General features: G+C 61.1%; 27 protein-coding genes. 10 read left to right on the top strand and 17 right to left on the bottom strand.

Going from position 1 to position 25,241, the window contains the following annotated elements; all coding sequences use genetic code 11:
* Position 1: 1 nt before the first annotated feature.
* A complete protein-coding gene (locus ACTIEN_RS12435; RefSeq protein WP_439523462.1) occupies positions 2-2,956 on the bottom strand; it encodes a helicase-related protein in 2,955 nt (984 codons plus the stop codon).
* Between the two features lie 40 nt (positions 2,957-2,996).
* Complete coding sequence (locus ACTIEN_RS12430; protein ID WP_439523461.1) at positions 2,997-3,551, bottom strand: tetratricopeptide repeat protein; 555 nt, start codon at positions 3,549-3,551, stop codon at positions 2,997-2,999.
* Between the two features lie 90 nt (positions 3,552-3,641).
* Here ACTIEN_RS12430 and ACTIEN_RS12425 point away from each other — a divergent pair, with 90 nt between their 5' ends.
* Both ACTIEN_RS12425 and ACTIEN_RS12420 read left to right on the top strand, forming a co-directional pair.
* Positions 3,642-3,932 carry an SCP2 sterol-binding domain-containing protein gene (locus ACTIEN_RS12425; RefSeq protein WP_439523460.1) on the top strand — a complete coding sequence of 97 codons (291 nt, stop codon included), beginning with the start codon at positions 3,642-3,644 and terminating at the stop codon, positions 3,930-3,932.
* Positions 3,932-4,870 carry an alpha/beta fold hydrolase gene (locus tag ACTIEN_RS12420; protein ID WP_439523459.1) on the top strand — a complete coding sequence of 313 codons (939 nt, stop codon included), beginning with the start codon at positions 3,932-3,934 and terminating at the stop codon, positions 4,868-4,870. The genes ACTIEN_RS12425 and ACTIEN_RS12420 overlap by 1 nt, the downstream gene beginning before the upstream one ends.
* On the opposite strand, the gene ACTIEN_RS12415 is transcribed toward ACTIEN_RS12420, so the two are convergent.
* Positions 4,867-5,637, bottom strand: coding sequence for an HpcH/HpaI aldolase family protein (locus ACTIEN_RS12415; protein WP_439523458.1), 771 nt, complete (start codon positions 5,635-5,637; stop codon positions 4,867-4,869). The genes ACTIEN_RS12420 and ACTIEN_RS12415 overlap by 4 nt on opposite strands.
* Positions 5,638-5,735: 98 nt before the next feature.
* Between ACTIEN_RS12415 and ACTIEN_RS12410 the strand changes: the two genes are divergently transcribed.
* The 3 genes from ACTIEN_RS12410 (at position 5,736) to ACTIEN_RS12400 (ending at position 10,239) form a co-directional block, all read left to right on the top strand.
* Positions 5,736-6,743 carry a ligase-associated DNA damage response exonuclease gene (locus tag ACTIEN_RS12410; RefSeq protein ID WP_439523457.1) on the top strand — a complete coding sequence of 336 codons (1,008 nt, stop codon included), beginning with the start codon at positions 5,736-5,738 and terminating at the stop codon, positions 6,741-6,743.
* Positions 6,740-8,335 carry an ATP-dependent DNA ligase gene (locus ACTIEN_RS12405; protein ID WP_439523456.1) on the top strand — a complete coding sequence of 532 codons (1,596 nt, stop codon included), beginning with the start codon at positions 6,740-6,742 and terminating at the stop codon, positions 8,333-8,335. Before ACTIEN_RS12410 ends, ACTIEN_RS12405 begins: the two co-directional genes overlap by 4 nt.
* Positions 8,336-8,418: 83 nt before the next feature.
* Positions 8,419-10,239, top strand: a complete 1,821-nt coding sequence (locus ACTIEN_RS12400) for a M3 family oligoendopeptidase (protein WP_439523455.1) — start codon at positions 8,419-8,421, stop codon at positions 10,237-10,239.
* Positions 10,240-10,452: 213 nt separating this feature from the next.
* Here the strand turns inward: ACTIEN_RS12400 and ACTIEN_RS12395 are convergent, their stop codons facing one another.
* Positions 10,453-10,722, bottom strand: coding sequence for a DksA/TraR family C4-type zinc finger protein (locus tag ACTIEN_RS12395; protein WP_439523454.1), 270 nt, complete (start codon positions 10,720-10,722; stop codon positions 10,453-10,455).
* A gap of 121 nt (positions 10,723-10,843) precedes the next feature.
* Here ACTIEN_RS12395 and ACTIEN_RS12390 point away from each other — a divergent pair, with 121 nt between their 5' ends.
* On the top strand, positions 10,844-11,464 hold the full coding sequence (locus tag ACTIEN_RS12390; RefSeq protein WP_439523453.1) for a class I SAM-dependent DNA methyltransferase: 621 nt from the start codon (positions 10,844-10,846) through the stop codon (positions 11,462-11,464).
* A gap of 51 nt (positions 11,465-11,515) precedes the next feature.
* The gene (locus ACTIEN_RS12385; protein WP_439523452.1) at positions 11,516-12,034 is read left to right on the top strand and encodes a glutathione peroxidase; all 519 of its coding nucleotides are present in this window, start codon (positions 11,516-11,518) and stop codon (positions 12,032-12,034) included.
* Here ACTIEN_RS12385 and ACTIEN_RS12380 read toward each other — a convergent pair whose 3' ends face one another.
* The 4 genes from ACTIEN_RS12380 to ACTIEN_RS12365 form a co-directional block, all read right to left on the bottom strand.
* On the bottom strand, positions 12,035-12,271 hold the full coding sequence (locus tag ACTIEN_RS12380; RefSeq protein WP_439523451.1) for a YdcH family protein: 237 nt from the start codon (positions 12,269-12,271) through the stop codon (positions 12,035-12,037).
* 81 nt (positions 12,272-12,352) lie between these two features.
* Entirely contained in the window at positions 12,353-13,093 is a 741-nt protein-coding gene (locus ACTIEN_RS12375; protein WP_439523450.1) for a thermonuclease family protein, read from the bottom strand.
* A gap of 58 nt (positions 13,094-13,151) precedes the next feature.
* The gene (gene betC, locus ACTIEN_RS12370; RefSeq protein ID WP_439523449.1) at positions 13,152-14,657 is read right to left on the bottom strand and encodes a choline-sulfatase; all 1,506 of its coding nucleotides are present in this window, start codon (positions 14,655-14,657) and stop codon (positions 13,152-13,154) included.
* Between the two features lie 76 nt (positions 14,658-14,733).
* Positions 14,734-15,681: an MBL fold metallo-hydrolase gene (locus ACTIEN_RS12365; RefSeq protein WP_439523448.1), complete on the bottom strand. Its 948-nt coding sequence runs from the start codon at positions 15,679-15,681 to the stop codon at positions 14,734-14,736.
* Between the two features lie 125 nt (positions 15,682-15,806).
* On the opposite strand from ACTIEN_RS12365, the gene ACTIEN_RS12360 reads away from it, so the two are divergent.
* From ACTIEN_RS12360 to kynU, 3 genes are read left to right on the top strand one after another with little or no spacing between them, the layout of a single operon-like run.
* On the top strand, positions 15,807-16,562 hold the full coding sequence (locus ACTIEN_RS12360) for an SDR family NAD(P)-dependent oxidoreductase (protein WP_439523447.1): 756 nt from the start codon (positions 15,807-15,809) through the stop codon (positions 16,560-16,562).
* Entirely contained in the window at positions 16,559-17,392 is an 834-nt protein-coding gene (gene kynA / locus ACTIEN_RS12355; RefSeq protein ID WP_439523446.1) for a tryptophan 2,3-dioxygenase, read from the top strand. Before ACTIEN_RS12360 ends, kynA begins: the two co-directional genes overlap by 4 nt.
* A gap of 19 nt (positions 17,393-17,411) precedes the next feature.
* Positions 17,412-18,605 (top strand): kynureninase, encoded by a 1,194-nt coding sequence (gene kynU / locus ACTIEN_RS12350; protein WP_439523445.1) that lies wholly within the window; start codon positions 17,412-17,414, stop codon positions 18,603-18,605.
* A gap of 27 nt (positions 18,606-18,632) precedes the next feature.
* Here kynU and ACTIEN_RS12345 read toward each other — a convergent pair whose 3' ends face one another.
* The 9 genes from ACTIEN_RS12345 to ACTIEN_RS12305 form a co-directional block, all read right to left on the bottom strand.
* Complete coding sequence (locus tag ACTIEN_RS12345) at positions 18,633-19,418, bottom strand: gamma-glutamyl-gamma-aminobutyrate hydrolase family protein (protein WP_439523444.1); 786 nt, start codon at positions 19,416-19,418, stop codon at positions 18,633-18,635.
* Positions 19,419-19,430: 12 nt separating this feature from the next.
* Positions 19,431-19,859, bottom strand: coding sequence for a GlcG/HbpS family heme-binding protein (locus ACTIEN_RS12340; RefSeq protein ID WP_439523443.1), 429 nt, complete (start codon positions 19,857-19,859; stop codon positions 19,431-19,433).
* 13 nt (positions 19,860-19,872) lie between these two features.
* Positions 19,873-21,093: a cysteine desulfurase gene (locus ACTIEN_RS12335; RefSeq protein ID WP_439523442.1), complete on the bottom strand. Its 1,221-nt coding sequence runs from the start codon at positions 21,091-21,093 to the stop codon at positions 19,873-19,875.
* On the bottom strand, positions 21,086-21,676 hold the full coding sequence (locus ACTIEN_RS12330; RefSeq protein WP_439523441.1) for a YIP1 family protein: 591 nt from the start codon (positions 21,674-21,676) through the stop codon (positions 21,086-21,088). The genes ACTIEN_RS12335 and ACTIEN_RS12330 overlap by 8 nt, the downstream gene beginning before the upstream one ends.
* On the bottom strand, positions 21,673-22,161 hold the full coding sequence (locus ACTIEN_RS12325; RefSeq protein WP_439523440.1) for a YIP1 family protein: 489 nt from the start codon (positions 22,159-22,161) through the stop codon (positions 21,673-21,675). The genes ACTIEN_RS12330 and ACTIEN_RS12325 overlap by 4 nt, the downstream gene beginning before the upstream one ends.
* A 7-nt stretch (positions 22,162-22,168) precedes the next feature.
* Positions 22,169-23,446 (bottom strand): SufB/SufD family protein, encoded by a 1,278-nt coding sequence (locus ACTIEN_RS12320; protein WP_439523439.1) that lies wholly within the window; start codon positions 23,444-23,446, stop codon positions 22,169-22,171.
* Complete coding sequence (gene sufC, locus ACTIEN_RS12315) at positions 23,446-24,201, bottom strand: Fe-S cluster assembly ATPase SufC (RefSeq protein WP_439523514.1); 756 nt, start codon at positions 24,199-24,201, stop codon at positions 23,446-23,448. The genes ACTIEN_RS12320 and sufC overlap by 1 nt, the downstream gene beginning before the upstream one ends.
* A 66-nt stretch (positions 24,202-24,267) precedes the next feature.
* The gene (locus tag ACTIEN_RS12310; RefSeq protein ID WP_439523438.1) at positions 24,268-24,588 is read right to left on the bottom strand and encodes a heavy metal-binding domain-containing protein; all 321 of its coding nucleotides are present in this window, start codon (positions 24,586-24,588) and stop codon (positions 24,268-24,270) included.
* Positions 24,589-24,685: 97 nt separating this feature from the next.
* A partial coding sequence (locus tag ACTIEN_RS12305; protein WP_439523437.1) for a SufD family Fe-S cluster assembly protein occupies positions 24,686-25,241 on the bottom strand: 556 nt, incomplete at its 5' end.

The following is a 25,241-nucleotide window of genomic DNA, read 5'->3' as shown; positions in this document are numbered from 1 at the left end:
GTCAGTCCTTGTTCTTCAGCCCCATGAGGGCGGCTGCAAACGGATTGTCCGGGTCGATCGGCTTTTCCTTCTTGGGTGGCCGTGCCTGGAAAGACTTGCCCGCAGCCTCGCGCGGTTGGCCTTTGCCTTTGGGTTTGCCTTTGCCGCGCGGCCGTTCGCCGGGTGACTTGGCCCCGTCCCGACGTCCCTTGCCGCCATCCCGGCGGGGCTGACGGTCAGGCCGGTTGCCACGCCATGTGAAGACATAAAACACCTCGGTTTCCGGACCTGCCAACGCGGCGTCCGGGGCAGCACCCGGATCGATCTCGGTTTCCGAATTGACCGGAACCGGCACCTCTTTGGGCGTATCCGTCGGTGTGTCCGCAACCGGGGCCACACCATCGGCGGGCATCTCGGCGGCAACGTCCGGAATATCGGCGGCCTCGGGTGCCTCTGCCGGAGCCGCATCGGTCCCTGCAACACCCTCCTGCCCGGCATCCATCACCGGAGTGTCTTCAACCGGAACAGCGCCATCGGTGGCTGCATCCTGTTCGCTGGCCGTGGCTGCATCGGCGTCTGGCACAACCGCATCGACCGCGCGCACTTTCTCACGCTCGCTCTTTTCGGCCTTGTAACCCAAGCCTGACATCAGGTCGGCAAACTGTTCCAGGGTCAGACCGGTGATCGACAGCATGTCGGGATTCGCCTCGAACCCTCCCCGGCTGTCCTGCCCGCGCAGCAGATCGGCCAGACGTTCCAGCATGTCGATGCGGATCGCCCGGTCACCCGCGGCGCGATAACCGGACACGGTGTGGTGTTCGGCAGGTGTCCCTTGCGTGTTCGGCACCGTCACAAGGCCCGGAGGTGGTGCTTCGGGAAAGACATCCAGGTTCTTCGCAAGACTCCACAGCACCAGCCGCATCCGGGTTGGTGCCGGTTTGAGCAAGAGCGGCATGAAGATCGTGAACTGACCAAAGCGGATGCCGTGTTTGCGCAGCATCCCGCGCGCATCCTGATCCAGCGCCTTGACGTCATCCGCAATATCGGCGCGCGGCAGAATGCCCATCGCCTCGACCATGCGGAACGCGAAACCGCGCGCCAGACCATTCAGCGTTTCATCCTTTTGCAGATTGACCAGAGGCTCGAACAGCGCGGAAATCTTGCGGTCGATAAAATGTTGCAACCGGCGCTGCACCTTCGCAGACACATCGGCCCCAGCCTCTTCGTCGACAAAGGTCACCACCCGCGGCTTCAGCGGATCATCACCCGCTGTCAGCTTGCCCACCGCCTGATCGCCCCACATGAGACCACCCTGCTCGGTGAAATCCATCTCTGTATCGGGGGCGTTGTAGAACCGATCCGCCCGCAGATGGAAATGCGGCGCAAGCGCCTGCAACGACGCGGTCTTCAGCGTCTTGGCTTCCTGCCCGGTTGCATCCTTGTCCTGGCGGAACCGGAACCCTTCAAGCCTGCCGACGAATTCGCCTTCGACGGTGACTTCACCCTTGTCATTCACTTCGGCCAAAAGGGCCTCCTTCTGTTTCAACCGCCGCAACAGCACGGATGTGCGCCGGTCAACAAATCTTTGGGTCAGGCGCTCGTGCAGCGCATCCGACAGTCGGTCTTCTACAGCGCGCGTCTGCTCGCGCCAATGGCTTTCGTCACGCACCCATGCTTTGCGCTGCGCGACATAAGTCCATGTGCGGATATACGCCAATCGTTTCGACAACGTGTCAATGTCGCCATCTGTCCTGTCGATCCGATTGACCTGTCTTGCCAGAAAATCATCCGGAATGGCTCCGCGTTGATGAAGGTGTCCATAGATAACTTCCAAAAGCCCCGCATGTTCCGCATGACTTATACCGCGAAAATCCGGAATCCGACACACGTCCCACAAAAGCTGAACCGATTTCGGATCGGACGCGCGCGCCTGCACGTCTGCGATGGCGCTCAGTGCCTTGAGCGCCTGCAAGTCGTCCGCCTCGCGTGCCTTGACCAGGCGGTCATCATTCGGTGCGGTCTCAAGCGAAGCAATCAACGTGTCAATGGTGCCGAAACGCAGATCGGCGCTGCGCCAGTTGAGCTTTTTCAGCGGCGTGAAGCGGTGATTGGTGATCGCTTCGGCCACCTCTTCGGCAATCGGACCGGCCTCGCCCGTGACCCCGAATGTCCCATTCGACATGCCGCGCCCGGCCCGTCCGGCGATCTGCGCCAATTCGTTGGGCATGAGTTGGCGCATGCGACGACCATCAAACTTGGTCAGCGATGAAAACGCGACGTGGTTGATGTCAAGGTTCAGACCCATCCCGATGGCGTCCGTCGCGACAAGATAATCGACCTCTCCGTTCTGATAGAGATCGACCTGCGCGTTGCGCGTGCGCGGGCTCAGCGCGCCCATCACCACAGCCGCGCCCCCCTTCTGGCGCCGCAACAACTCCGCAATTGCATAGACGTTTTCGACCGAGAACCCGACAATCGCGGTGCGCGGCTGCAACCGGCTGATCTTTTTCGATCCGGTATAGCTCAACTGGCTCATCCGTTCGCGACGGACAAATTCACATCCCTCGACCAGTTCGGAAATCGGTCCGCGCATCGTGTCGGACCCCATGAACAGCGTTTCGTGCAACCCACGCATCCGCAGCAGACGGTCGGTGAACACATGCCCGCGCTCGGGATCGGCGCACAGCTGAATCTCGTCGATGCCGACAAAATCGCAACCCATGCCTTCGGGCATCGCCTCGACCGTGCAGACCCAGTACTGCGCCCGCGGCGGCACGATCCGTTCCTCGCCGGTGACCAGAGCCACCACCGACGGCCCGCGCACATTGACGATCTTGTCGTAGACCTCGCGCGCCAAAAGGCGAAGCGGCAGACCGATCATGCCAGTGCGGTAGCCCAGCATCCGATCAATCGCGTAATGGGTCTTGCCTGTGTTGGTCGGGCCAAGAATGGCCGCAACCCGCGCATGTCCGGCCATGTTGGCGTCCTTTGCCGTCCTGCTCGGGACCGTCAGGGAATCAGATCGTTTGCCCGTTCACCCGTAGCTCCAGCCGCTCCAACGCGTCGATCACGTCGGAATCGTGCGGCCGCAGGGTGAGTACCCGCGAATAGGCGTCATACGCAAGGTGGGGTTTGTCGACCTGTTCGAGGATGGCCCCAAGTCCACGCATGGCCCCGAAATGGTTCGGGTTCAATGCCAGCGTTCGCTCAAGCGCATCCGCTGCCGGGCCGAACTTTTCTTCACGGTAATAGGCCAACGCCAGCGTGTGCCAACCTTCGGCAAAATCGGGCGCATGATCGGTCAGCGCCGTCAGATGCTCAAGCGCCACCTCGACATCATCCACATCCAACGCGTCCTGCCCCCGCTTGAGAAGCAGGTCGATTGTCGCCGACCCGGATTTCGACCATTCCTGCCGCAATTGCCGTTCGAGCCGGCCGGCGGCCTGCTCGTCCTCCGCCTGCGCCAACTGATCCATCAGGCTCTCGACAGGATCGTCCTGCGCCGACAGCGGGCCGGTGGCCATACTCAGGGTGAAAATAAATGCCGCAACGGCAGATTTGTATTTGCGCATTGTGAACCTCATAACCACCATTGAGTTTAGCGTGAGGTTCGGCAAATGCCAGCCTTGCAGACCAAATCGCGATCACAAGGAGACGAGCAGATGAGCGATGTAGTGGCACAGGCGGTCACCGCCATGAACGAAAAGCTGGGCGGCAACGGAATTGACGGGACAGCACAGTTCAACATCGAAGGCGAAGGCAGCATGGTCGTCGACAGCGCCGGCGCACGCGAAGGCGACGCGGATGCCGACGTCACTTTCACCGCAGATGCCGAAACGCTGCGCGAAATCTTTGACGGATCGCTCAACCCCACATCCGCCTTTATGACCGGTCGCCTGACGATTGACGGCGATATGGGCATGGCGATGAAACTGGCCTCCACTCTGGCTTGATGTCAGACCCCGCTCCCTATCGCGAAGATCTGGCCGACGGGCCAAAGACCCATGCTTTTTGGCTGCGGGCCTCTGACGGGGTACGCCTTCGCGTCAGTCACGCCGCAGCCGAAGGTTCCAAAGGCACGGTCTTTATCCTTCCGGGACGCACGGAATACATCGAAAAATACGGCCGCAGCGCCAAGGATTTTGTCCGTGCCGGGTTCGGCGTTGTCGCGGTCGATTGGCGCGGTCAAGGCATGGCCGACAGACTTGGGGCGAACCCGATGGTTGGTCATGTCGGCGCATTCCTCGACTTTCAGAAAGACTGGGATGCCGTCTGCGCCTTTGCGCGCAAACGCGATCTGCCGCGCCCGTGGCACATGGTCGCCCACTCCATGGGTGGCTGTATCGGGTTGCGGGCCCTGATCTCGGGGACGGAGATGAAATCGGTCATGTTCACCGGCCCGATGTGGGGTATCCGCATGTCGGGGTATCTGCGCCCGCTTGCGTGGATCCTGCCGCAGCTGGCGATTGCGCTTGGTCAGGGGCACCGGCTTGCGCCCGGCACGTCCATCAAAAGCTATCCGGCGTCAGAGCCGTTCGAGCAAAACATGCTGACCTCGGACCCGGAGATGTTCGACTACATGCGCCGCCATGTTGCCGAAGAACCGCATTTCGGCCTGGGAGGCCCGTCCTACACCTGGCTAAAATCGGCCTTGCAGGAATGCGCAGCGCTTGCCAGATTGCCGTCCCCGGCGATTCCGGCGCTTTGTTTCATCGGATCAAACGAACGGATCGTGGACACCACCCGCATCCGCGAACGCATGACCAACTGGCCCGGGGGCAAACTGCTCTTGGTGGATGGGGCGGAACACGAAGTGCTGATGGAAAAGGCCAACACCCGCCGTCAGGTCACAGGTGCCGGGATTTCCCTGTTTTCCAGCTTCACCACCTAGGGTTTTCCGATCTCATGCACGCCGCGCGCTTCGGCTGTTGCCCCGGCGCGCATCCACGAATGTTCGGATGAGATGAAAAAACAGCTCATTCCATAGGCCGACCATTCCTGCGCCTTTTGCGCATTGGCGACCCAGGACACATAGGCTTTGCCTGACGCCGCGGCCGCGTTTCCCACTCGTTCGATTGCAGCGAAAAGGTCTTCCGAAGTCTGATGGTCGTGACCATACCCGACGGACAAATCCGCAGGCCCAAGAAAAACCGCATCAATCCCGTTGGTTGCCGCAATTGCCTCGCAGTCGGCAACGCCATCGGGTTCCTCGATCTGGACCATGACCACCGTCTCCTCCTGCGATTTCTTCAACAAATCCGGCATGGATTGGCTCGCAAAGCCGGCCCAGCGGGTTGATCCCGCATAGCCCCGGCCACCCCTTCCAAACCTGGCCGAACGCGCGACATCGGCGGCTTTGGCAGCACTGTCCACATGCGGCACCACAATGCCGACGGCGCCGCAATCCAGAGCCTGAAGGATTTCGCGAGCGGAACTGTCTCCAACCCGAACCAGGACCGGGAAATCCAACGCACGCCCCATGGCACAGCAGGCATCTATGGCGCCGCGATCGAACGGCGCGTGTTCTGCATCCAGACAGACAAAATCAAGTTCGGATTGCGACAGCACTTCGATCATCTGGTAGGCCGGGGTTTTCAGAAACGTTCCCGCCAAGGGAACACGCGACAAAAGGCGTTGTCGAAATCCGGCGATTTGCATGGAAGGCCTCCCGATAATCTGTTGCCGCACACCCTACGCGGCATGCGCTGCTTGGCAACCCTCTGGCGATGTCCCGCTCCTCTCCTATACTCAACATCATGGCCAACCCAGTTCTCACCTTTACCGACCGTGGAATCTATTGCCCCGCCGGTGATTTCTACATCGACCCATGGCGCCCCGTGGATCGCGCGTTGATCACCCATGGCCATGCCGACCACGCACGACCGGGGCACCAACGCTACCTCTGTACCGACGCCTGCGCCCCGGTCATGCGGCACAGGTTGGGGGACATTTCTATAGAAACCGTTAAATTCGGCGAGGTCCGTCAAATTGGCGACGCTGCGGTATCGTTCCACCCCGCAGGTCACCTGCCGGGATCAGCCCAGATCAGAGTCGACGTGGCTGGAGAAGTCTGGGTCGCCTCGGGCGATTACAAGGTCATTCCGGACGGGATTTCGGAACCTTTCGAACCGGTTACATGCCACAGCTTCATCACCGAGTGCACATTTGGCCTACCCGTGTTCAAATGGGACAACCAGACCGAAGTCGCCAAGGACCTCAACGCCTGGTGGGCCCGCAACGCGACTGACGGAAAAGCGTCCATCCTCGGAGCCTATTCGCTGGGAAAGGCACAGCGGTTGCTGGCGATGGTCGACCCCGAAATCGCCCCGATCCTCACCCACGGCGCGGTTGAGAACACCAACGATGTGCTGCGAAATCAGGGCTATCGCTTGCCCGACACGGTCCACGTCACACCCGACCTGAACGCCAAGGACTATCCCGGCGCATTGGTCATTGCTCCGCCATCTGCCCTGGGGTCGCAATGGGCGCGCCGGTTCGGTCCGTCCTCCACCGCGTTTGCGTCAGGCTGGATGCGCCTGCGCGGGGTCCGCCGCCGCCGCGCCGCCGACCGGGGTTTCGTGATTTCCGACCATGCAGACTGGGACGGGCTGATGTTCGCCATCAAGGAAACACAATCTGAAAACATATATACAACACATGGTTACACGGATATATTCGCGCGATGGCTGAACACGCAAGGCTATAACGCGCAGGTCGTTCCAACCGAATTCGGCGGTGAGGATGACGAGGCCGACGCTGCATGAAAGACTTCGCCAATCTGTTCACCACCGTCGACCAGACCACCAAAACCAGCCTCAAGACCAAGGCGCTGGCCGAGTTCTTCATGACCGCCAGAGACGACGACAAACTCTGGACCATCGCGCTTTTTTCCGGACGCCGTCCGAAACGCGCCGTGACCACCACCCAGTTGCGTGAATGGGCAGCCGAAGTGGGCGGTATCCCGCTTTGGCTGCTCGAAGAAAGCTATCCCATCGTCGGGGATCTGGCCGAGACCATCGCACTGACCCTGCCCCCACCCAATCGGGAAAGCGATCTGCCGCTGACCCATTGGATCACCGAGTTGAAATCGCTGGCGGCGCTCGACATCGACCAGCGCAAGGCGCAAATCCTCGACGCTTGGGACCAACTCGACCCGATAGAACGGTTTCTCTTCAACAAGCTGATCACAGGCGGTTTTCGCATCGGCGTCAGTCAGAAACTCATGACCCGCGCCTTGGCGCAAGCCACCGGGCAGGACGAGCCAAGCCTTGCGCACCGGCTCATGGGCGGCTGGACGCCCGAGACTACGAGTTATCACGACCTGATCGAAGCCGAGGACACCGAAGCGGATGAAAGTCGTCCCTATCCCTTCTACCTCGCCTATCAACTTGATGGCGCACCCGAAATCCTCGGCGCGCCGAAAGACTGGCAGGCCGAATGGAAATGGGACGGCATCCGCGGTCAGGTCATCCTGCGAAACGGCACCCACCACGTCTGGTCGCGCGGCGAGGAGTTGATGACCGACCGCTTCCCCGAATTCGCCCGTCTGGTTGATTTCCTTCCCGATGGCATCGTTCTGGACGGCGAGATTGTCGCGTGGGACGGAAACCAGCCTTTTCCCTTCAACACGCTTCAGGCGCGGATCGGGCGCAAGACCGTGCCGAAGAAACTGCTCAAAGACGCGCCGGTGATCCTGCTGGCGTATGACCTTCTCGAAGAAAACGGCCAGGACCTGCGCGACAAACCCCTGAACGACCGCCGCACCCGCATGGAAGGGATGTTGCATAACCTGCCGCATGACGCACCCGTCAAAGCCGCACCGCCCCTGCCTTTCGACACATGGGACGCGCTGGCTCAAATCCGCGCCACCGCCCGCGACCACCGCGCCGAGGGGCTGATGCTCAAACGCAAGGAAAGCCCCTACCTGGCGGGTCGCAAGAAGGGCGATTGGTGGAAATGGAAGCTTGATCCGCTGACGGTCGATGCGGTGATGATCTATGCCCAGCAGGGCCACGGTCGCCGCGCCAACCTGTTCACCGATTTCACCTTCGCGGTCTGGGACGGCAACGATCTGGTCCCCTTCACCAAGGCGTATTCCGGCCTGACCGATGACGAGTTCCGCAAAATCACCGCCTGGGTGCGCAAGAATACACAGCAACGCTTCGGCCCGGTGCGGCAAGTCACACCGCACCATGTGTTCGAGATCGCCTTCGAAGGCATCCACGCCTCGCCCCGCCACAAATCTGGTATCGCGCTGCGCTTTCCGCGGATGTCCCGCTGGCGGAAGGACAAACCGCTGCAAGAGGCCAACACGCTGGACGATCTGAAGGACATGCTCAAGATGTATGGGGCGTGAACGACGCATGGCGGCATGTTGCCCCTTGAACCTCGGACGCGCCCGGCACAGGTTCCCAGTGACCGAAGAACAGGAGTCGATCCATGCCGTGCCATCCCGAACCCACCTTTGACGCCAATGCCCCGCGCGGGGCCAAGGAATTCGGGGATCTGCCTGAGTGGGATCTGACCGATCTCTATCCATCGGATGACGCCGCCGAACTCAAGCGCGATCTCGACTGGCTGGAAGACTCCTGCCGCAGCTTTGCCGCCGACTACCAGGACAAACTGGCCGACCTCAGCGCCGAAGACTTCCTGACCGCGATCCACCGCCACGAAAAGATCGAGAACATCGCAGGACGCATCATGTCCTACGCCGGGCTGCGGTATTACCAGCTGACCACCGACGCCCAGCGCGCCAAGTTCCTGTCCGACCACCAGGAAAAGATCACCATCTACACCACGCCGCTGGTCTTCTTCACGCTGGAACTGAACCGGATCGACGACGCGACGGTGGACGCGCTGTTCGACGCCAATGCCGATCTGGCCCGCTACAAACCCGCAATCCGCCGCATCCGTGCGATGAAGCCCTACCAACTGTCGGACGAGATGGAGAAGTTCCTGCACGATCTCGGTGTCGTCGGCGATGCTTGGGAACGGCTGTTCGATGAAACCATCGCCGGGCTGGAATTCGAAGTGGATGGCGAACCGCTCAATATCGAAGGCACGCTGAACCTGCTCACCGAACAGGACCGCAGCACCCGCGAAGCCGCTGCGCGCGAACTGGCCGCCGTCTTTGCCGACAACATCAAGATCTTCGCCCGCGTCCACAACACGCAGGCCAAGGAAAAAGAGGTGATGGACCGCTGGCGCGGCATGTCGACACCGCAGACCGGGAGGCACCTCAGCAACGATGTCGAAGCCGAAGTGGTCGAGGCACTGCGCAATGCCGTGGTCGCCGCCTATCCCAAGCTCAGCCACCGCTATTACGAACTCAAGCGCAAATGGCTGGGTCTGGACACAATGCAGGTCTGGGATCGCAACGCGCCGCTGCCGATGGAAGCGACCCGCACTGTCGGCTGGACCGAGGCCGAAGAGACCGTGATGAACGCCTATACCGAATTCGACCCTCGCATGGGTGAGATCGCCAAGCCGTTCTTCACCAAGGGCTGGATCGACGCCGCCGTGAAGCCGGGCAAGGCACCAGGCGCATTTGCGCATCCCACAGTGACGGATGTGCATCCTTACGTCATGCTCAACTACCTTGGCAAACCGCGCGACGTGATGACGCTGGCGCATGAACTGGGTCACGGCGTACATCAGGTGCTTGCCGCCGATCAGGGGGAAATGCTCTCGTCGACACCGCTGACCCTGGCCGAAACAGCGTCCGTGTTCGGCGAGATGCTCACTTTCCGCCGCATGCTCGACAACGCCAAGGACGATGCCGAGAAGAAGGTGCTGCTGGCCGGCAAGGTCGAGGACATGATCAACACGGTTGTGCGCCAGATCGCCTTCTACGATTTCGAATGCAAACTGCACGACGCGCGGCGCGGCGGCGAACTCACCCCCGACGACATCAACGCTCTCTGGATGTCGGTGCAGGCGGAATCCCTTGGACCCGCGTTTGAATTCATGGACGGCTACGAGACCTTCTGGGCCTACATTCCGCATTTCGTGCATTCACCCTTCTACGTCTACGCCTATGCCTTCGGCGACGGGCTGGTGAATGCGCTCTATGCCGTCTACGAGGAAAACCCCGAGGGGTTTCAGGACAAGTATTTCGACATGCTCAAGGCGGGTGGATCGAAGCACCACAAGGAATTGCTGGCCCCATTTGGCCTTGATGCCAGTGATCCCAAATTCTGGGACAAGGGTCTCAGCATGATCTCTGGCTTCATCGACGAATTGGAGGCGATGGAGGGCTGATCCTCGGACGTGCCGCATATGTCGGCGTCGCGTTTGCATATTTGGAAAAAGAAGAAGCAGGGGCGTGTATGGTCCCCTGCTTCTTCTTTTTGAAAAATATGCCTGCGACTGGCGGCGGATTAACCTTAACGACAGATTAAATCGCCGCGGTCTCAACAAGCGCCAATCCGAGCCGCAGGCGAGAAAACCTGCGCGGGCGCTAGCCCGCACACTTTACTTCAACTGGGAATCCTTCGATCCACGTCGGTTGATCCCGCCACGCGCCTTGTAACTGCCGTCGCGCTCTTGCTGGCACTCGATACACAGTTTGACACCCGGTATGGCCTGACGGCGTTTTTCCGGGATGGGGTCTTCGCAATCGGCACAATGGCTCAGGCTTTCCCCAACCGGAGACCGCCGCGCCTTGAGTCGGGCCAGTTCATCGTTGATCGACGCGTCGATCTGTTCCTGCACCGCGCCGTCGCGGGCCCATCCGCCTGCCATGTCCCAAACCTCTTGCTGTTCGATCCCTGGAAATATGGGCCTGCACGCAAAGCCGTGCAAGGCACTTGTCGCGGAACCGTCACGCAGGCATCCTGATGCAAAGCCACACCGGGAGACGCGGATGTCTGACCATACCCTAGAAAATGCCTACAAGATCGACGGCGCGGCCGACGCCAGGGCGCTTTATGACACTTGGGCCACGACATATGACAGTGGCTTTGGCGCGGCGCATGGCTATGTCGCACCACGCGAAGTTGCCCGGATCTTCCTGTCATACGGCGATGACTCCACACCCGTGCTCGACATTGGCGCGGGAACCGGGCTTCTGGCGGAACACCTGCCCGACCGCGTCGTCGATGGTATCGACATCTCGCAGGGCATGCTGGATCAGGCGGCTGCCAAAGGGCTGTACCGCGCCCGGATTTGTGCAGACCTGACGCAAACCCTGCCGATGGCGGATGCGACCTATGGCGGCTTCGTCTCGAGCGGGACGTTCACCCATGGTCATGTCGGCCCGGACGTGTTTCCCGAACTGTTGCGTGTCGCCAAACCCGGCGCGCTGTTTGTGTGCGGTGTGATTCCGCCGGTTTTCGATGGCACCGGATTTGGGTCACGCCTTGCCCTGCTCGTCGCGCACAAGATGATCAGCCCGGTCGATTTCCACGACTTCGCGATCTACGAAAATGCCGATCATGATCACGCCAGGGATCGCGGGCTTGTCATGGTGTTTCGCAAACTCTGATCCTTTCCTTTGGACCACCTCCAGCTAACTTGCCATGTGAGGAGCCTTGATATGCGTCTGTTGCTTGCATCCCTGTTTGTCTGGATGGCCACATTGGCCCACGCGGCCCCGGCGGACTTTTCCTTTGCGTCCATGGACGGCGGCGAGATCGACTTGGCGGACTGGCGCGGGCAGCCGGTTCTGTTGGTCAACACGGCGTCCCGATGCGGGTATACGCCGCAATATGACGGGCTTCAGGCGCTTTACGACACCTATCGCGATCAGGGGCTGGTTGTGCTGGCCATTCCGTCCAACGATTTCCGGCAGGAACTGGCGTCAAACGCAGACGTCCAGGATTTCTGCGAGGTGAATTTCGGTCTGACTTTTCCGATGACCACAATCACCTCGATCCGCGGCGACGCGGCGCATCCGTTTTACAAATGGCTTGAGGCCGAGGCGGGCTTTACGCCGGGCTGGAACTTCAACAAGGTCCTGATCGCCCCGGACGGCAGCGTGGCCGCGACATTCGGATCGAACGCGCGGCCGATGTCCCGGCCGGTGACCTCTGCGATCACCGGCCTGCTGCGTTGATCACTTCTGAAGGTAGCTCCAGATTTCATCCTTGAGAGCACCGCGCCGTTTGCGCAGATCGGTCTCGGCCAACGAGCCCATCGGCTCGACATTGGTTTCTGCGCGGTGAACCGTGCGGTTGAGGTCGTGATAGGTCTCAAACAGCTTGGCAAAATGCGCGTCTGACTGCTTGAGAGCGCTCATCTTTTCGACGTATTCGGGGAATTCTTCGGCCAGTTCATGTGGTGTGTGCGACATGTATGCGCTCCTCTCCTGATATGTTCGGACCCAAGATGTCAGAGCAGTACATGGTGCACCTTGACCGGGATCAAGTGCCGATCAGTTTCGTGCCTTTCTCCACCCCGCCGCCCGCGCCTCGGATTCCGAACAGAACCAGCGTTCACCCTTTGTCAGCGAGATGCGTGTCTTGGTGTAATAGGGCTGACCAGGCACATGGTAGATTCGTTGCCCGTTGTTCATGCTGATATTGCCCTTGATCTTGCAGGCGGGGTTGATCGCGTTGGGCAGCCAGCTGCGCTCTTGCGGCGTAGAGCGATTGACAGTCACTGTCTTGGCCCCGGTGGAGCTGCGCGAGCTGTTTGATTGGGTCTTGGCCCGTTGCGCCGACCGGAACGCGGCGGGCGACATGATGCCGGTGCCGTGCAGACCACGCGACGTCACGGCGGCGCCTTTTTCCGCCAGATCGTAATCCATCCCGTATTGACGGTAGGCAAAGGCCAGCCCGCCGCTGACAAGCCGTTCGCCGACATCCTGACCGTCCACCGTACATTTGGCGACGGTGCGGCCATACCTGTCGGTGTCCGTCGCGGTACAGCGGGCGTGCCGCCCCTCGAACATTTCGCGGGTCTTGTCGCGCACCCACGCGCCACAGGCCCAGACCGGACTGTTGGCGTCGCCGCACATCTGCTCGATCTCGGGCGCGTCTATGGCGTGCAGGCGCACGGTGGTGCCGTTCACCTTGAATGTGTCACCATCGACAACGTGGATGGGTCCATTCGGGGCGGCATGGGCCATCGAGCCCGACGCCACGGCGGCAACGAAAAATAAAATCCTTAACATTCCATGAATATTGCCCTGCAAAATGGGCAAAACAATGGAAAGCGTTAAGAAAGGTTAATCATTCTCCGCGCGGATAGCGTTTGCTCTCTTCCAGAACGTTCAAATCCATGTGGTTGCGCATGAACCGCTCGGACGCATCGCGCAGCGGCTGATAATCCCACGGGTAATACCCACCCTGCCGCAGTGCCTCGTAGACCACCCAGCGTTTGGCCTGTGACGCGCGCACATCCGCGTCGAACCGCGCCAGATCCCAGCGGGCCTCGGACTTGGCCCGCAGCGATTGCAGCGTGCCCTGATGGTCCGGGCGATCGGCAAGATTGGTCAATTCATGCGGGTCGGCCTCAAGGTCGAACAGTTGATCCGGATCGAGCGCACAACGGTTGTACTTCCACTTGCCATAGCGCAGCGACACCAGCGGCGCATAAGATGCCTCGGCCGCGTATTCCATCGCCACCGGGCTGGTGCGCGCGCCACCCTGCCCTAGCGGCACCAGCGATTCGCCTGTTGTCCAGGGCATCACCTCCTCCATGCTCACCCCCGCCAAGGCGCAGAGCGTCGGGCAGACATCGATGGTCGAGACGGGATCGCTCACCAACCCAGGTTCCATGTCGGGGGCGGCGATCATCAACGGCACCCGCGCCGAGCCATCGTAAAAGCACATCTTGAACCACAAACCACGCTCACCCAGCATGTCGCCGTGATCCGACACGAAGAGGATGATCGCCTCCTGCCGCGTGTCTTCGAGCACTTGCAGGATCTCTCCGATCTTGTCGTCGAGATAAGAAATGTTGGCAAAATAGGCGCGGCGGGATGTGCGGATGTCGTCTTCGGTGATGTCGAAGTTCCGCCAGTCATTGGCATCGAAGATCCGTTTGGCATGGGGGTCGTGGTCGTCATAGTCCATCGCCGGGATTTCGGGCAGAAGATGCTCGCAATCCTCGTACAAGTCCCAATACTTACGCCGCGCCACATAGGGGTCATGCGGATGGGTAAAGCTCGCTGTGAGGCACCACGGGCGGTCATCCTTGCCGCGCGCAAGTTCATACAACGCCAGCTTCGCCTGATAGGCGACCTCGTCGTCATATTCGAGCTGGTTGGTGATCTCCGCCACCCCCGCCCCCGTCACCGACCCCATATTGTGATACCACCAGTCGATCCGTTCGCCTGGTTTGCGGTAATCCGGCGTCCAGCCGAAATCGGCCGGGTAGATGTCGGTGGTCAGCCGCGCCTCGAACCCGTGCATCTGGTCAGGGCCGACAAAATGCATCTTGCCCGACAGCGCGGTGTAATACCCCGCCCGGCGCAGGTGATGCGCATAAGTGGGGATCGAGGACGGGAATTCGGCGGCATTGTCATAGACCCCGTTGGCCGAGGGCAACTGGCCCGACATGAACGCCGCCCGCCCCGGCGCGCAAAGCGGGCTGGCGGTATAGGCGTTGCGGAACCGGGTCGAACGGGCCGCGAGTTTCTTGAGGTTGGGCGCGTGCAGCCAATCGGCGGGGCCATCGGGAAACAGCGTCCCGTTCAGCTGGTCCACCATCAGAATCAGGATATTCGGCTGCATAAAACCCCCAGTGCCGTGCAATTTGCGCGACACTGGAGGTTATTGACTCACCAGTCAATAATCAGTGTTCGTGGGATCACTCCCATTCCATCTCTTCATAGACGCGGCCCGCGTTCTTGGTCGCCAGTTCCTCGAACGTGTCAAGATGCGCCCAGTTCGACTGATCGACATAATAGGCACCGGCAAGGTCTCCACCCTCGTCGATATGCGCCCCGATCTTGGCGCGCAGATCCTTGATGTAATCGCTGGTATACCGCGTCACCTGCGCCATGTTGGTCGGGTGGCCATGCCCCGGAATGACATAAGTGGCCCCCAGATCAGTGAACGGCCCATCGAAGGTCTCGATCCAGGCATCGGTGTCGGTTTCGGCAAAGATCGGCGGCATACGTTCGTGAAACGCGATATCGCCCGCAATCACGATTCCCCATTGCGGAATCCAGACCTGTGCGTCGCCCGGATCATGCGCCGGGCCAAGATGCAGGACTTCAAGGGTCACATCGCCCATCTCTACGACATATCGGTCGGAAAAGCTCAGGTTGGCGCCCGCAACGGTGGTGCCTTCGGCCTTGTCCCGATTGTAGCGTTGCATCCCTTGGAGGATAAAATCGCCATCCGCTTCGACCACCGCAATCGCATCCTCATGCGCCAGAATATCGACGCCAAGCCCTGCCCAGTACGAGTTGCCAAGCATCGCATGCCCCTGCCCGTTCTCGTTGATGACCAGCTTCACCGGCTGATCCGTCACCGCCTTGATCTCTTCATGCAACGCCGCGGCAAGGCGGGCGGATGCGCCGCCATTGATCACCACAACGCCGTCCCCGGTGACAACAAAACTGAGGTTGTTGTTGTGCCCTGCGTTTTCGTAGGTCGGCGGCGCGGTCGCCCCGATGGCCGAGAAGACATGCGGGATCACCTCGACCGGCTTGTCGTAAAGTTCGGATTGCGGATATTTGTCGGCAATGTCTTCGCTTGCGCTGGCGGAACCGGCGGTCAAGACGGCGGCGATAAGGGTGGTCAGTCGCATGGGGTCTCCTCCTGTTGGGCACACATTCATGAATGCGAATAAGAAAAGCAATCCCTTTCCGGTGAGCCATCTTGCCACTGGCCGCCACTCGGGTACGGTCACGCCAAAAGGACCGGGAGGACGACATGACACTGGCAGGCAAACACGCGCTGATCACCGGGGGCGGCACCGGGATCGGTCTTGCCATCGCAGTTGCGCTGCGCGGGGCGGGCGCAACCGTGACCATCACGGGGCGTCGCGCAGAGGTTCTTGAGACCGCCGCCAAGGCACATGACCTGAACCCGCAAGTGATGGATGTGCAAGACGAAACGTCGGTTGTGGATGGCATCGCAAGCGCAGTCACAGCACATGGCCCAGTCCAGATCTGCGTGCCCAACGCGGGCCTTGCCGAAGGACGCGCGCTGCACAAGACGGACATGGCATTCTGGCGCAACATGATGGCGACTAATATCGACGGCACGTTCCTGACGATCCGCGAAAGCCTCAAATCCATGCACCAGACCGATTGGGGCCGGGTCATTGCCATCAGCTCTATCGCTGGGCTGCGGGGCCTCAAGGGCGCGCCCTGTTACAGCGCGTCGAAACACGCGGTGATCGGGCTGATCCGCGGGTTGGCCGCTGACTATCTGGGCAAGCCCTACACGTTCAACGCCATTTGCCCCGCCTATGTGGACACCGAGATCGTGCCGCAGAACATCGACCGGATCATGGCCCGCACCGGCATGAGCGAAGACGACGCCCGCGCCGTCATGGTCGGCGCCAACCCGCACGGTCGGTTGATCACCCCCGAGGAAGTGGCCGAAGCCGCGCTCTGGCTCTGTTCGCCGCAATCCGGCAGCGTCAACGGTCAGGCCATTCAGATCGCCGGGGGTGAGTTTTGAGCGATCCCTACAATCCAGCCCGCGATGGCGCGCAGATGTCGTTCGACGGGCGCATGTCCTATACCGATTACCTTGGCCTTGATGCCGTGCTCGATGCCCAGCACCCGCTGAGTACCGCGCATGACGAGTTGCTGTTCATCGTCCAGCACCAGACCTCGGAACTCTGGATGCGGCTTGCCCTGCACGAATTGCACGCCGCACGCGACACGCTGCAAGCGCAGGACATCCGCCCCGCCTTCAAGCTGCTATCCCGCGTGTCACGCATCTTCGAACAACTCAATTCCGGATGGGACGTGCTGCGCACCATGACGCCCAGCGACTACACCACCTTCCGCGAAACCCTTGGACAAAGCTCTGGCTTTCAGTCGGCCCAGTACCGCGAGATCGAATTCCTGTTGGGCAATCGCAACCCGGCGATGCTCAAACCCCATGCGCACCGGGCCGACCTGACAGCCCGCCTGACCGCCGAGATGGAGAAACCATCGCTTTACGATTGTGCGTTGCAGCGGCTCGCGCAGGCCGTTCCCCTGCCCGAAGCCGCACTGACCCGCGACCGGACCAAACCGCACCAGCCCGACGAGACCGTGCAGGCGGCATGGGCCAAGGTCTACCGCGACCCGGCGACGTACTGGGATCTCTACGAACTGGCGGAAAAGCTGGTCGATCTCGAAGATTACTTCCGGCGCTGGCGCTTCAACCATGTCACCACGGTCGAACGGGTGATCGGTCTGAAACGCGGCACCGGGGGCACCGGCGGCGTGTCCTATCTCAAACGCATGCTCGAGGTTGAGCTTTTCCCCGATCTCTGGCACCTGCGGACCAAACTCTAAGACCCCGGAAAGGGACGACATGACCGATTTCACCGCCACCCGCGCCGCGTTTCACCTGCCCGAGGGGATGATCTATCTCGACGGGAATTCGCTTGGCCCGCTTCCCAAGGCGGCGGCTGGGCGCGTCGCACAGACCATGACCGCCGAATGGGGCGATCACCTGATCACAGGCTGGAACGCCTGCGGCTGGATGGACATGCCCGCGCGGTTGGGCGACCGGATCGGGCGGCTGATCGGAGCCGAACGTGGCCATGTGGTTGTCGGTGACACATTGTCGGTCAAGGTGTTTCAGGCGCTGGCCGCCGCGATCAAGCTGAACCCGGACCGGCGGGTGATCCTGTCGGACACCGGCAACTTCCCGTCTGACCTTTACATGGCCGAAGGGCTGATCTCTCTGTTGGGGCCGGACTATGAACTGCGCCTCGTCGCCCCTGAAGAGGTCGAAGCCGCCATCACCGACGAGATAGCCGTAACGCTGATCACCGAGGTCGATTACCGCACCGGGCGCAAGCACGACATGGCAGCCCTAACCGCCAAGGCCCATGCCAACGGCGTGGTCACGGTCTGGGATCTGGCCCATTCCGCAGGCGCGCTACCGGTCGATCTGGCAGGCGCACAGGCCGATATTGCCGTCGGTTGTACCTACAAGTACCTCAATGGCGGCCCCGGCGCGCCTGCCTTCATCTATGTGGCACCGCGCCATGCCGACATGGCATTGCCTGCGCTTTCGGGCTGGCTGGGCCATGACAGCCCGTTCGCGTTTGATCTGGGCTACAAGGCGGGCGCAGGCATTTCCCGGATGCGGGTCGGCACGCCACCCATCGTGCAGATGGCCGCGCTCGAGGCGGCGCTGGATGTGTGGGACGAGGTCGATCTGCAAGACCTGCGCACCCGGTCCATCGAACTTTCCGAACGGTTCATCGCCGGGGTCGAGGCCACCTGCCCCGATCTGACACTGGCCAGCCCCCGCGACGCGACACAGCGCGGATCGCAGGTCAGTTTCAAATTCGACGAAGGCTACGCCGCCATTCAGGCACTGATCGCGCATAAGGTGATCGGGGATTTCCGCGCGCCAGACATCATGCGTTTCGGATTCACTCCGCTATACCTGAATGAACAGGACATCGACGCTTCGGTGGAGATCCTCGCACGGATCATGCGCGACCGACTCTGGGACACGCCGGACTTCAAACAGCGCAAGGCGGTGACATAAGCGCGGGGAAATCCTTCGAAGGATTTCCTAAAACGCTTTGACGCGTTTTGGCGCGCCCGTGGGCTGGCCTTGCGCCCAGGCCCGCACCGCATCGCCAAACGCCTGAAACAGCGGGCGGGACACCGGATCATTGGCCGCGTCCCATTCCGGATGCCATTGCACCGACAGGGTGAACCCCGGCGCATCGCGGACATAGGCCGCCTCGGGTGTACCGTCGGGCGCGTGACCCTCGATCACGATGCGCGCGCCCGGGGTCTTGATCCCCTGCCCGTGCAACGTGTTGGTCATCACCTCGTTTGACCCGAACAGGCGATGAAACACGCCGCCTTCCTGCAAACTCACCACATGACGCAGGGCAAACTTTTCCTCCAGCGTGCCGTCGGGCGGCATCCGGTGGTTCATTCTCCCCGGCAGGTCGCGAATCTCGGGATACAGCGTGCCCCCCATCGCCACGTTCACCTCCTGAAAGCCTCGGCAAATGCCCAGAAACGGCTGGCCGCGCTCGACACAGGCGCGCACCAACGGCAGGGCGATCGCATCACGCGCCCGGTCGAAGGCGCCATGGGCCTCGGTCTCGGACTCGCCATATTCCTCTGGATGTACGTTGGGGCGACCGCCGGTCAGCAGGAACCCGTCACACACTTCCAGCAATTCCCCGACCGAGACAAAACGCGGATCGGCGGGCACCACCAACGGAATGCAGTCCGCCACCTTGGCCACGGCTTCGGAGTTCATCGACCCGCCAGAATGCGCGGGGTACTGATCATTGATCAGGTGATGATTTCCGATAATTCCGATGACAGGCCGCGCCATAATCCGTGTTCCCTATATCTCGGCTGTCAATCCAACCGCTTCGATCCCGGCCTTGGCCGCCGCCGCATCGTTGTCCGACGTATCGCCGGTCACACCTATCGCGCCCAGCACGTTGCCCTTGGCATCCCGCACAAGCACGCCACCGGGCACCGGCACCATCTGCCCGCCAAGCGCCGCGCCGGCGGCAGTGATGAAATAGCCCTGTTCTTCGGCGCGTTTTTTCTGTGCCGTCCCCGCCATGCCCAGCATCACCGATCCATAGGCCTTGGCATGGGCAATCTGGAAACGACCGGGGCTGGCCCCGTCCTCGCGTTCGAACGCCTGCACATTGCCGCCCGCGTCAAGAACGATCACGGACAGTGGTTTCATCTCTGCCGCGCGCCCCGCTTCAAGCGTCTTTCGGATGATGGTGCGCGCACGGCGCAGCGATAGGTTAGCCATTCAGTCCCCCAATTCAGGCAAAAAGATCATGCGCCAGTTCAAGCGCGTCGATCAAAGTGTCCACTTCTTCTTCGGTATTGTACAAGCCAAAAGACGCACGGCACGTTGCAGTCAGCCCCAGATGGTCCATCAGCGGCCCGGTGCAATGCTGGCCCGCCCGAACCGCGACGCCCTTCTTATCAAGGATGGTAGAGATGTCATGCGCATGGGCCGCGCCATCCAGCGTGAAACTGAAGATTGCCGCCTTGTCGGGCGTTGTTCCCTGCACTTGCACCCAATTCAGGCCATCCAGACGCGTCCGCACATAGTCGCGCAACCGCGCCTCGTGGGCGGCGATGTTCTCCATCCCCAAACCCATCATGTAGTCGAGCGCCACACCAAGGCCGATCTGCTGCACGATACCCGGAGTGCCCGCCTCGAAGGTCATCGGCGCGTCGTTCCAGGTGATCTCGTCCTTGTGGACCTCGCGGATCATGTCGCCGCCGCCAAGGAAGGGCTGCATCTCTGCCATCCGCGCCTTCTTCATGTGGATCGCACCCGACCCGGAGGGTCCATAAAGCTTGTGCCCGGTGATGACGTAGAAATCGCAGCCGATCGCCTCGACATTCACCGGCATGTGCACCGCCGCCTGCGACCCGTCGATGAGCGTGGCAATGCCCCGTTCGCGCGCCGCATCGCAAATGGTCTTCACATCAACAACGGTCCCCAACACGTTGGAAAGATGCGTAACCGCGACCAGCCTGGTCTTCGGCCCCATTGCGTCAATCACCGCCTGCGGGTCCAGATAGCCGGTGCTGTCCACATCCACCCACTTGATCACCACCCCCTGCCGTTCACGCAGGAAATGCCAGGGCACGATGTTGGCATGATGCTCCATCACCGACAGGATGATCTCGTCCCCGGCCTTGAGGTTCGGCATCGCCCAGCCATAGGCCACGGTGTTGATCCCCATGGTGGTGCCGGTGTTCATCACGATTTCGTCTTCGTCTTTCACACCAAGGAATTTCGCGATCACGCCGCGCGTGCTCTCGTACTTTTCGGTGGCGAGGTTCGACAGGTAGTGCAGCCCGCGATGCACGTTGGCGTATTCCTCGGCATACGCCCTCGTGATCGCGTCGATCACAACCTGCGGCTTCTGCGCACTGGCCCCGTTGTCCAGATAGACCAGCGGCTTGCCATTCACCTCGCGCGACAGGATCGGAAAATCGCGGCGGATTTCGGTGACGTCATACATATCCAGGAATTCCTCCGGTCTGAACGCCAAGAAGACTGAAGATCACACTCAGCCCCAGCATCATGCCCACAAAGGCCAACAGCAAGACCAAACCTGCGCGCAGCAGGCTTCCCATCTCGTGGGCCACATCAATAAAGTTCACGAAGATCCAGATGCCCAGAACTGTCGCAGCACTGATCACCATCCCCGACAGGAACAGGCTGATCGGTCCGATCACGGCCACCACCGCCTGCATCAACACGCGCAACGCCTGCAACCAGATCACGAGGACGGCGATCTGCCCGTAGGTCGCGCGCCCTCCAAGCGGGCGACCACAAAGCGTCACCGCCACGATCAAGGCCCCCACCGACACGGCCAGCATCGCGCCAAACACCGTTGGGCTGCCAAGGACCGGCCCCATCACGTCGTCTCCGGGCAGCAGCATCATCGAAAGCGAAAACGTCAGCGTGTTGAGCACGATGACCAGCGCAAAACTCAGCCACAACACCTGTGACGGCAAATTCATCGCCAACAACAGCCGCGCCACGTCGCGCGGGGCGGTCACCGTGTTAAGGGCGAGCCTGAGAAAACCCGCGATCGTCACGCGTCTGCCCTGCGATACAAAGCCAACATGCTTGCGATCCAGAACCACATGAAGACGCAGAACCAGATCAGTCCAACAACCGTCAACTGAATGCCTGCCCCGATATAACCTGCCACCAACCCGTTCAGCAAGACCAGTGGAGACGCCGCCAGAAGGCTCCAGAACAGCGCCAGCCGCGCATTGTAGGATGGGCCGATGCCGCCAACCACCCGCGCCACAAGATGCGCAACAAGGGCGAGCACATAAAACATCAACGGCGCCAGAAAAATCGTCGCCATGAGCGTCCCGCTCAGCAGCATGTTCAGCTCGACACCCTCAAGATGGGCTTGCCGCGCCAACGCAGGCCAGCGCGCCACAAACAGCATGATGCACGCGCCCATCAGGATGGCCAGTGCACGGTCTTCGCGCGGCCCGGCGGCGGCCAATCGGCGCACAACCTTGCCCGGCCTTCGATAGGTGGCCGCGATATCCTGCGAAAACGGCACGGGTTCCCTAGCCGCGCCGACGCGTCAGCCAGGCCTCAACGCGGCTGTTGATCTCGTCCTGCAACGCTTCGTCCTCGATCTCCATCACCGCTTCGGCCAGAAACGCGATGGTCAGAAGATCCGTCGCCGGCCCCTCGTCGATCCCGCGCGAGCGCAGGTAAAACAGCCCCTCTTCGTCGATCGCACCAGAGGTGGAGCCATGCGAACAGGCCACGTCATCGGCGTAGATCTCAAGCTCGGGCTTGGCAAGGAACTGGCTGTCCTCGTCCAGCAGAAGCGACTGGCTGATCTGATAGCCATCGGTCTTCTGCGCGCCTGCCTTGACAAGGATCTTGCCTTGGAACACGCCGGTCGCGCCGTTGCGCAGCACTTTCTTGAACACCTGACGGCTTTCGCAATTCAGCGCGTCATGGGTGATGAACACCGTGTCGTCATGATGGAAATCACCATCCCCGACACAGGCACCGGCCACATGCGCAACCGCATTGTCGCCGGTCAGTTCGATCACACATTCGTTGCGCGTCAGCACGCCATTGGCGGTCAGCGTGAACGACTTGAACACCGATTCCTCACCCAACCGGGTGAAGATCGCGGTCGCCGCGCGGCGTTCATGGTCGCGCCCCTGCGCGCGAACGTGGTGGAAGATCCCACCATCCGCGATCTCGACCTCCAGACACTTGTTGAACCGCGCCGCTGCCGGACCGTTCTCCAGCAGGGTCAGTTCGGCCCCGCTGTCGATCTTCACAACATGGTGCAGGATCGCATCGGAAACCTCTGATTCATGACGATAAATCAGGCTGATTGGCTTCGGCACCTTACCCGTCACATGGATCAGCAGGCCATCCGTGGAAAAGGCAGTGTTCAACGCCGCCAAAGGCCGGTGCACAGGCGTCTGCCCCCGCGCTTCCAGAACACCATAGAGATCCTTGGCCCAATGAATGTCCTGCCCGGTGGCAAGACGGTCAATGGTGACATGTTCCATCGCCAGATCATCCGAGGCATCGGCATCAAAGACGCCGTCTACAAACACGATCTTCAGTCGATCCACGTCTTCGAAGACCGGCATCTCGTCGCTCTCGAACGTGGCCGCTTTCGGCGCTTCGGGCTGCACCAGCGTATCAGGCCGGGTATATTTCCAATATTCGTCCCGCGCACCGGGCATGCCCATCGCGCGCAACCGGTTCAACGCGTCCTGCCGGGCCGTCTCCGACCAGCCACCCTTGGGCATGTCCAAAGCCGCCAATCGCGCGTCTGTTGCATCCTGTTTGATCTGCGGCAGGGCCATTACGCCACCTCCGCCATGATATCCGCGTAGCCGTTGTGCTCGACCTCAAGCGCCAGTTCCGGCCCGCCGGTCTTGATGATGCGACCATCCGACATGATGTGTACCACGTCCGGTTTGATGTGATCCAACAAGCGCTGGTAGTGCGTGATCACCAGGAACCCCCGGCCTTCGTCGCGCAGCGCGTTCACGCCCTCGGCCACCAGCTTCATCGCATCCACGTCCAGACCTGAATCGGTCTCGTCAAGAATGCACATCTTCGGCTCGAGCATCGCCATCTGCAGGATTTCGTTACGCTTTTTCTCACCACCCGAGAAACCGACATTGACCGGACGTTTGAGCATCTCCGCGTCGATCTGCAATTCCTTGGCCCGTGCCCGGATCACCTTGAGAAATTCCGTCGCCGACATCTCATCCTGTCCACGCGCCTTGCGCTGTGCGTTTACGGCGGTGCGCAGGAAGGTCATGTTCCCGACACCGGGAATTTCCACCGGATACTGGAACGCCAGGAAAATACCCGCCGCAGCACGATCTTCCGGCTCCATGTCCAGTATGTCGACCCCCTCCAGCGTGGCCGACCCTTCGGTAACGTCGTAACCGTCCTTGCCCGACAGAACATAGGACAACGTCGATTTCCCGGATCCGTTCGGCCCCATGATCGCATGCACCTTGCCCGCCTCGACGGTCAGGTCCACACCCTTGAGGATTTGCTTGTCTTCTTCCTGAAGAGAGACGTGCAGGTTCTTGATTTCCAACATTTCCTTGCCCTTTTCCATTCGCATTGCCCGCCCCTGCGGGCCAAATCTGTTTCGTCAGTCCGGCTGTCAGCCGCGATCCGTCAGCACCGCTGTGCCGCTGGCCGACACCATCAGCATCGAATTGCCCACAACCTCGTAATCCAGATCAACGCCGACCACCGCGTTGCCCCCGAGGGCCACCGCGCGTTGTTCCAGTTCGCGCATCGCCACATCGCGCGCGTCCTGCAACTTGGCCTCATAGGCGCCCGACCGGCCCCCGACGATATCGGTGATCGACGCAAACACATCGCGGAACACATTGGCCCCCATGATGGCTTCGCCCACGACAATCCCCTTGTATTCAAGGATCTTGTGGCCTTCGATCGAGTTGGTTGTCGTGATAATCATCTGTGTTTCTTCTTCATCAGGTAAAGCAGGAGCCAAGCCGACAGGATCGCGACAAAGTCCAGCGCCGCGACAAAAGCTCTGACGGCGCCCAGTCACATCAGCCGACGCTGCCCTCAAGCGAGATTGCAACCAACTGCTGCGCCTCCATGGCGAACTCCATCGGCAGCGCCTGAAGCACGTCGCGGCAGAATCCATTGACGACAAGCGCCACGGCCTCTTCCTCGTCCATGCCACGCTGGCGGCAATAGAACAGCTGATCGTCATCCACCTTGGAGGTCGTCGCCTCGTGTTCGACGCGGCTCGAGTTGTTCTTGACCTCGATATAGGGCACCGTGTGCGCCCCGCACAATCCGCCGATCAGAAGGCTGTCGCACTGGGTATAGTTGCGCGAATTCTTCGCCTTCGGATGCATCGACACCAGCCCGCGATAGGTGTTCTGCGCATGCCCCGCGCTGATGCCCTTGGACACGATGCGCGACTTGGTATTCTTGCCCAGATGCACCATCTTGGTGCCGGTATCGGCCTGCTGGTAGTTGTTGGCGATGGCGATGGAATAGAACTCGCCCTGGCTGTCATCGCCGCGCAGGATGCAGGACGGGTATTTCCACGTCACCGCCGATCCGGTCTCGACCTGCGTCCACATCACCTTGGCC

It is taken from the genome of Marivita sp., from assembly GCF_051859345.1.
GTDB lineage: Bacteria > Pseudomonadota > Alphaproteobacteria > Rhodobacterales > Rhodobacteraceae > Marivita.
The sequence above is the reverse complement of the archived record's forward strand: the minus strand, read 5'-3'. Positions and strand labels throughout refer to the sequence as shown.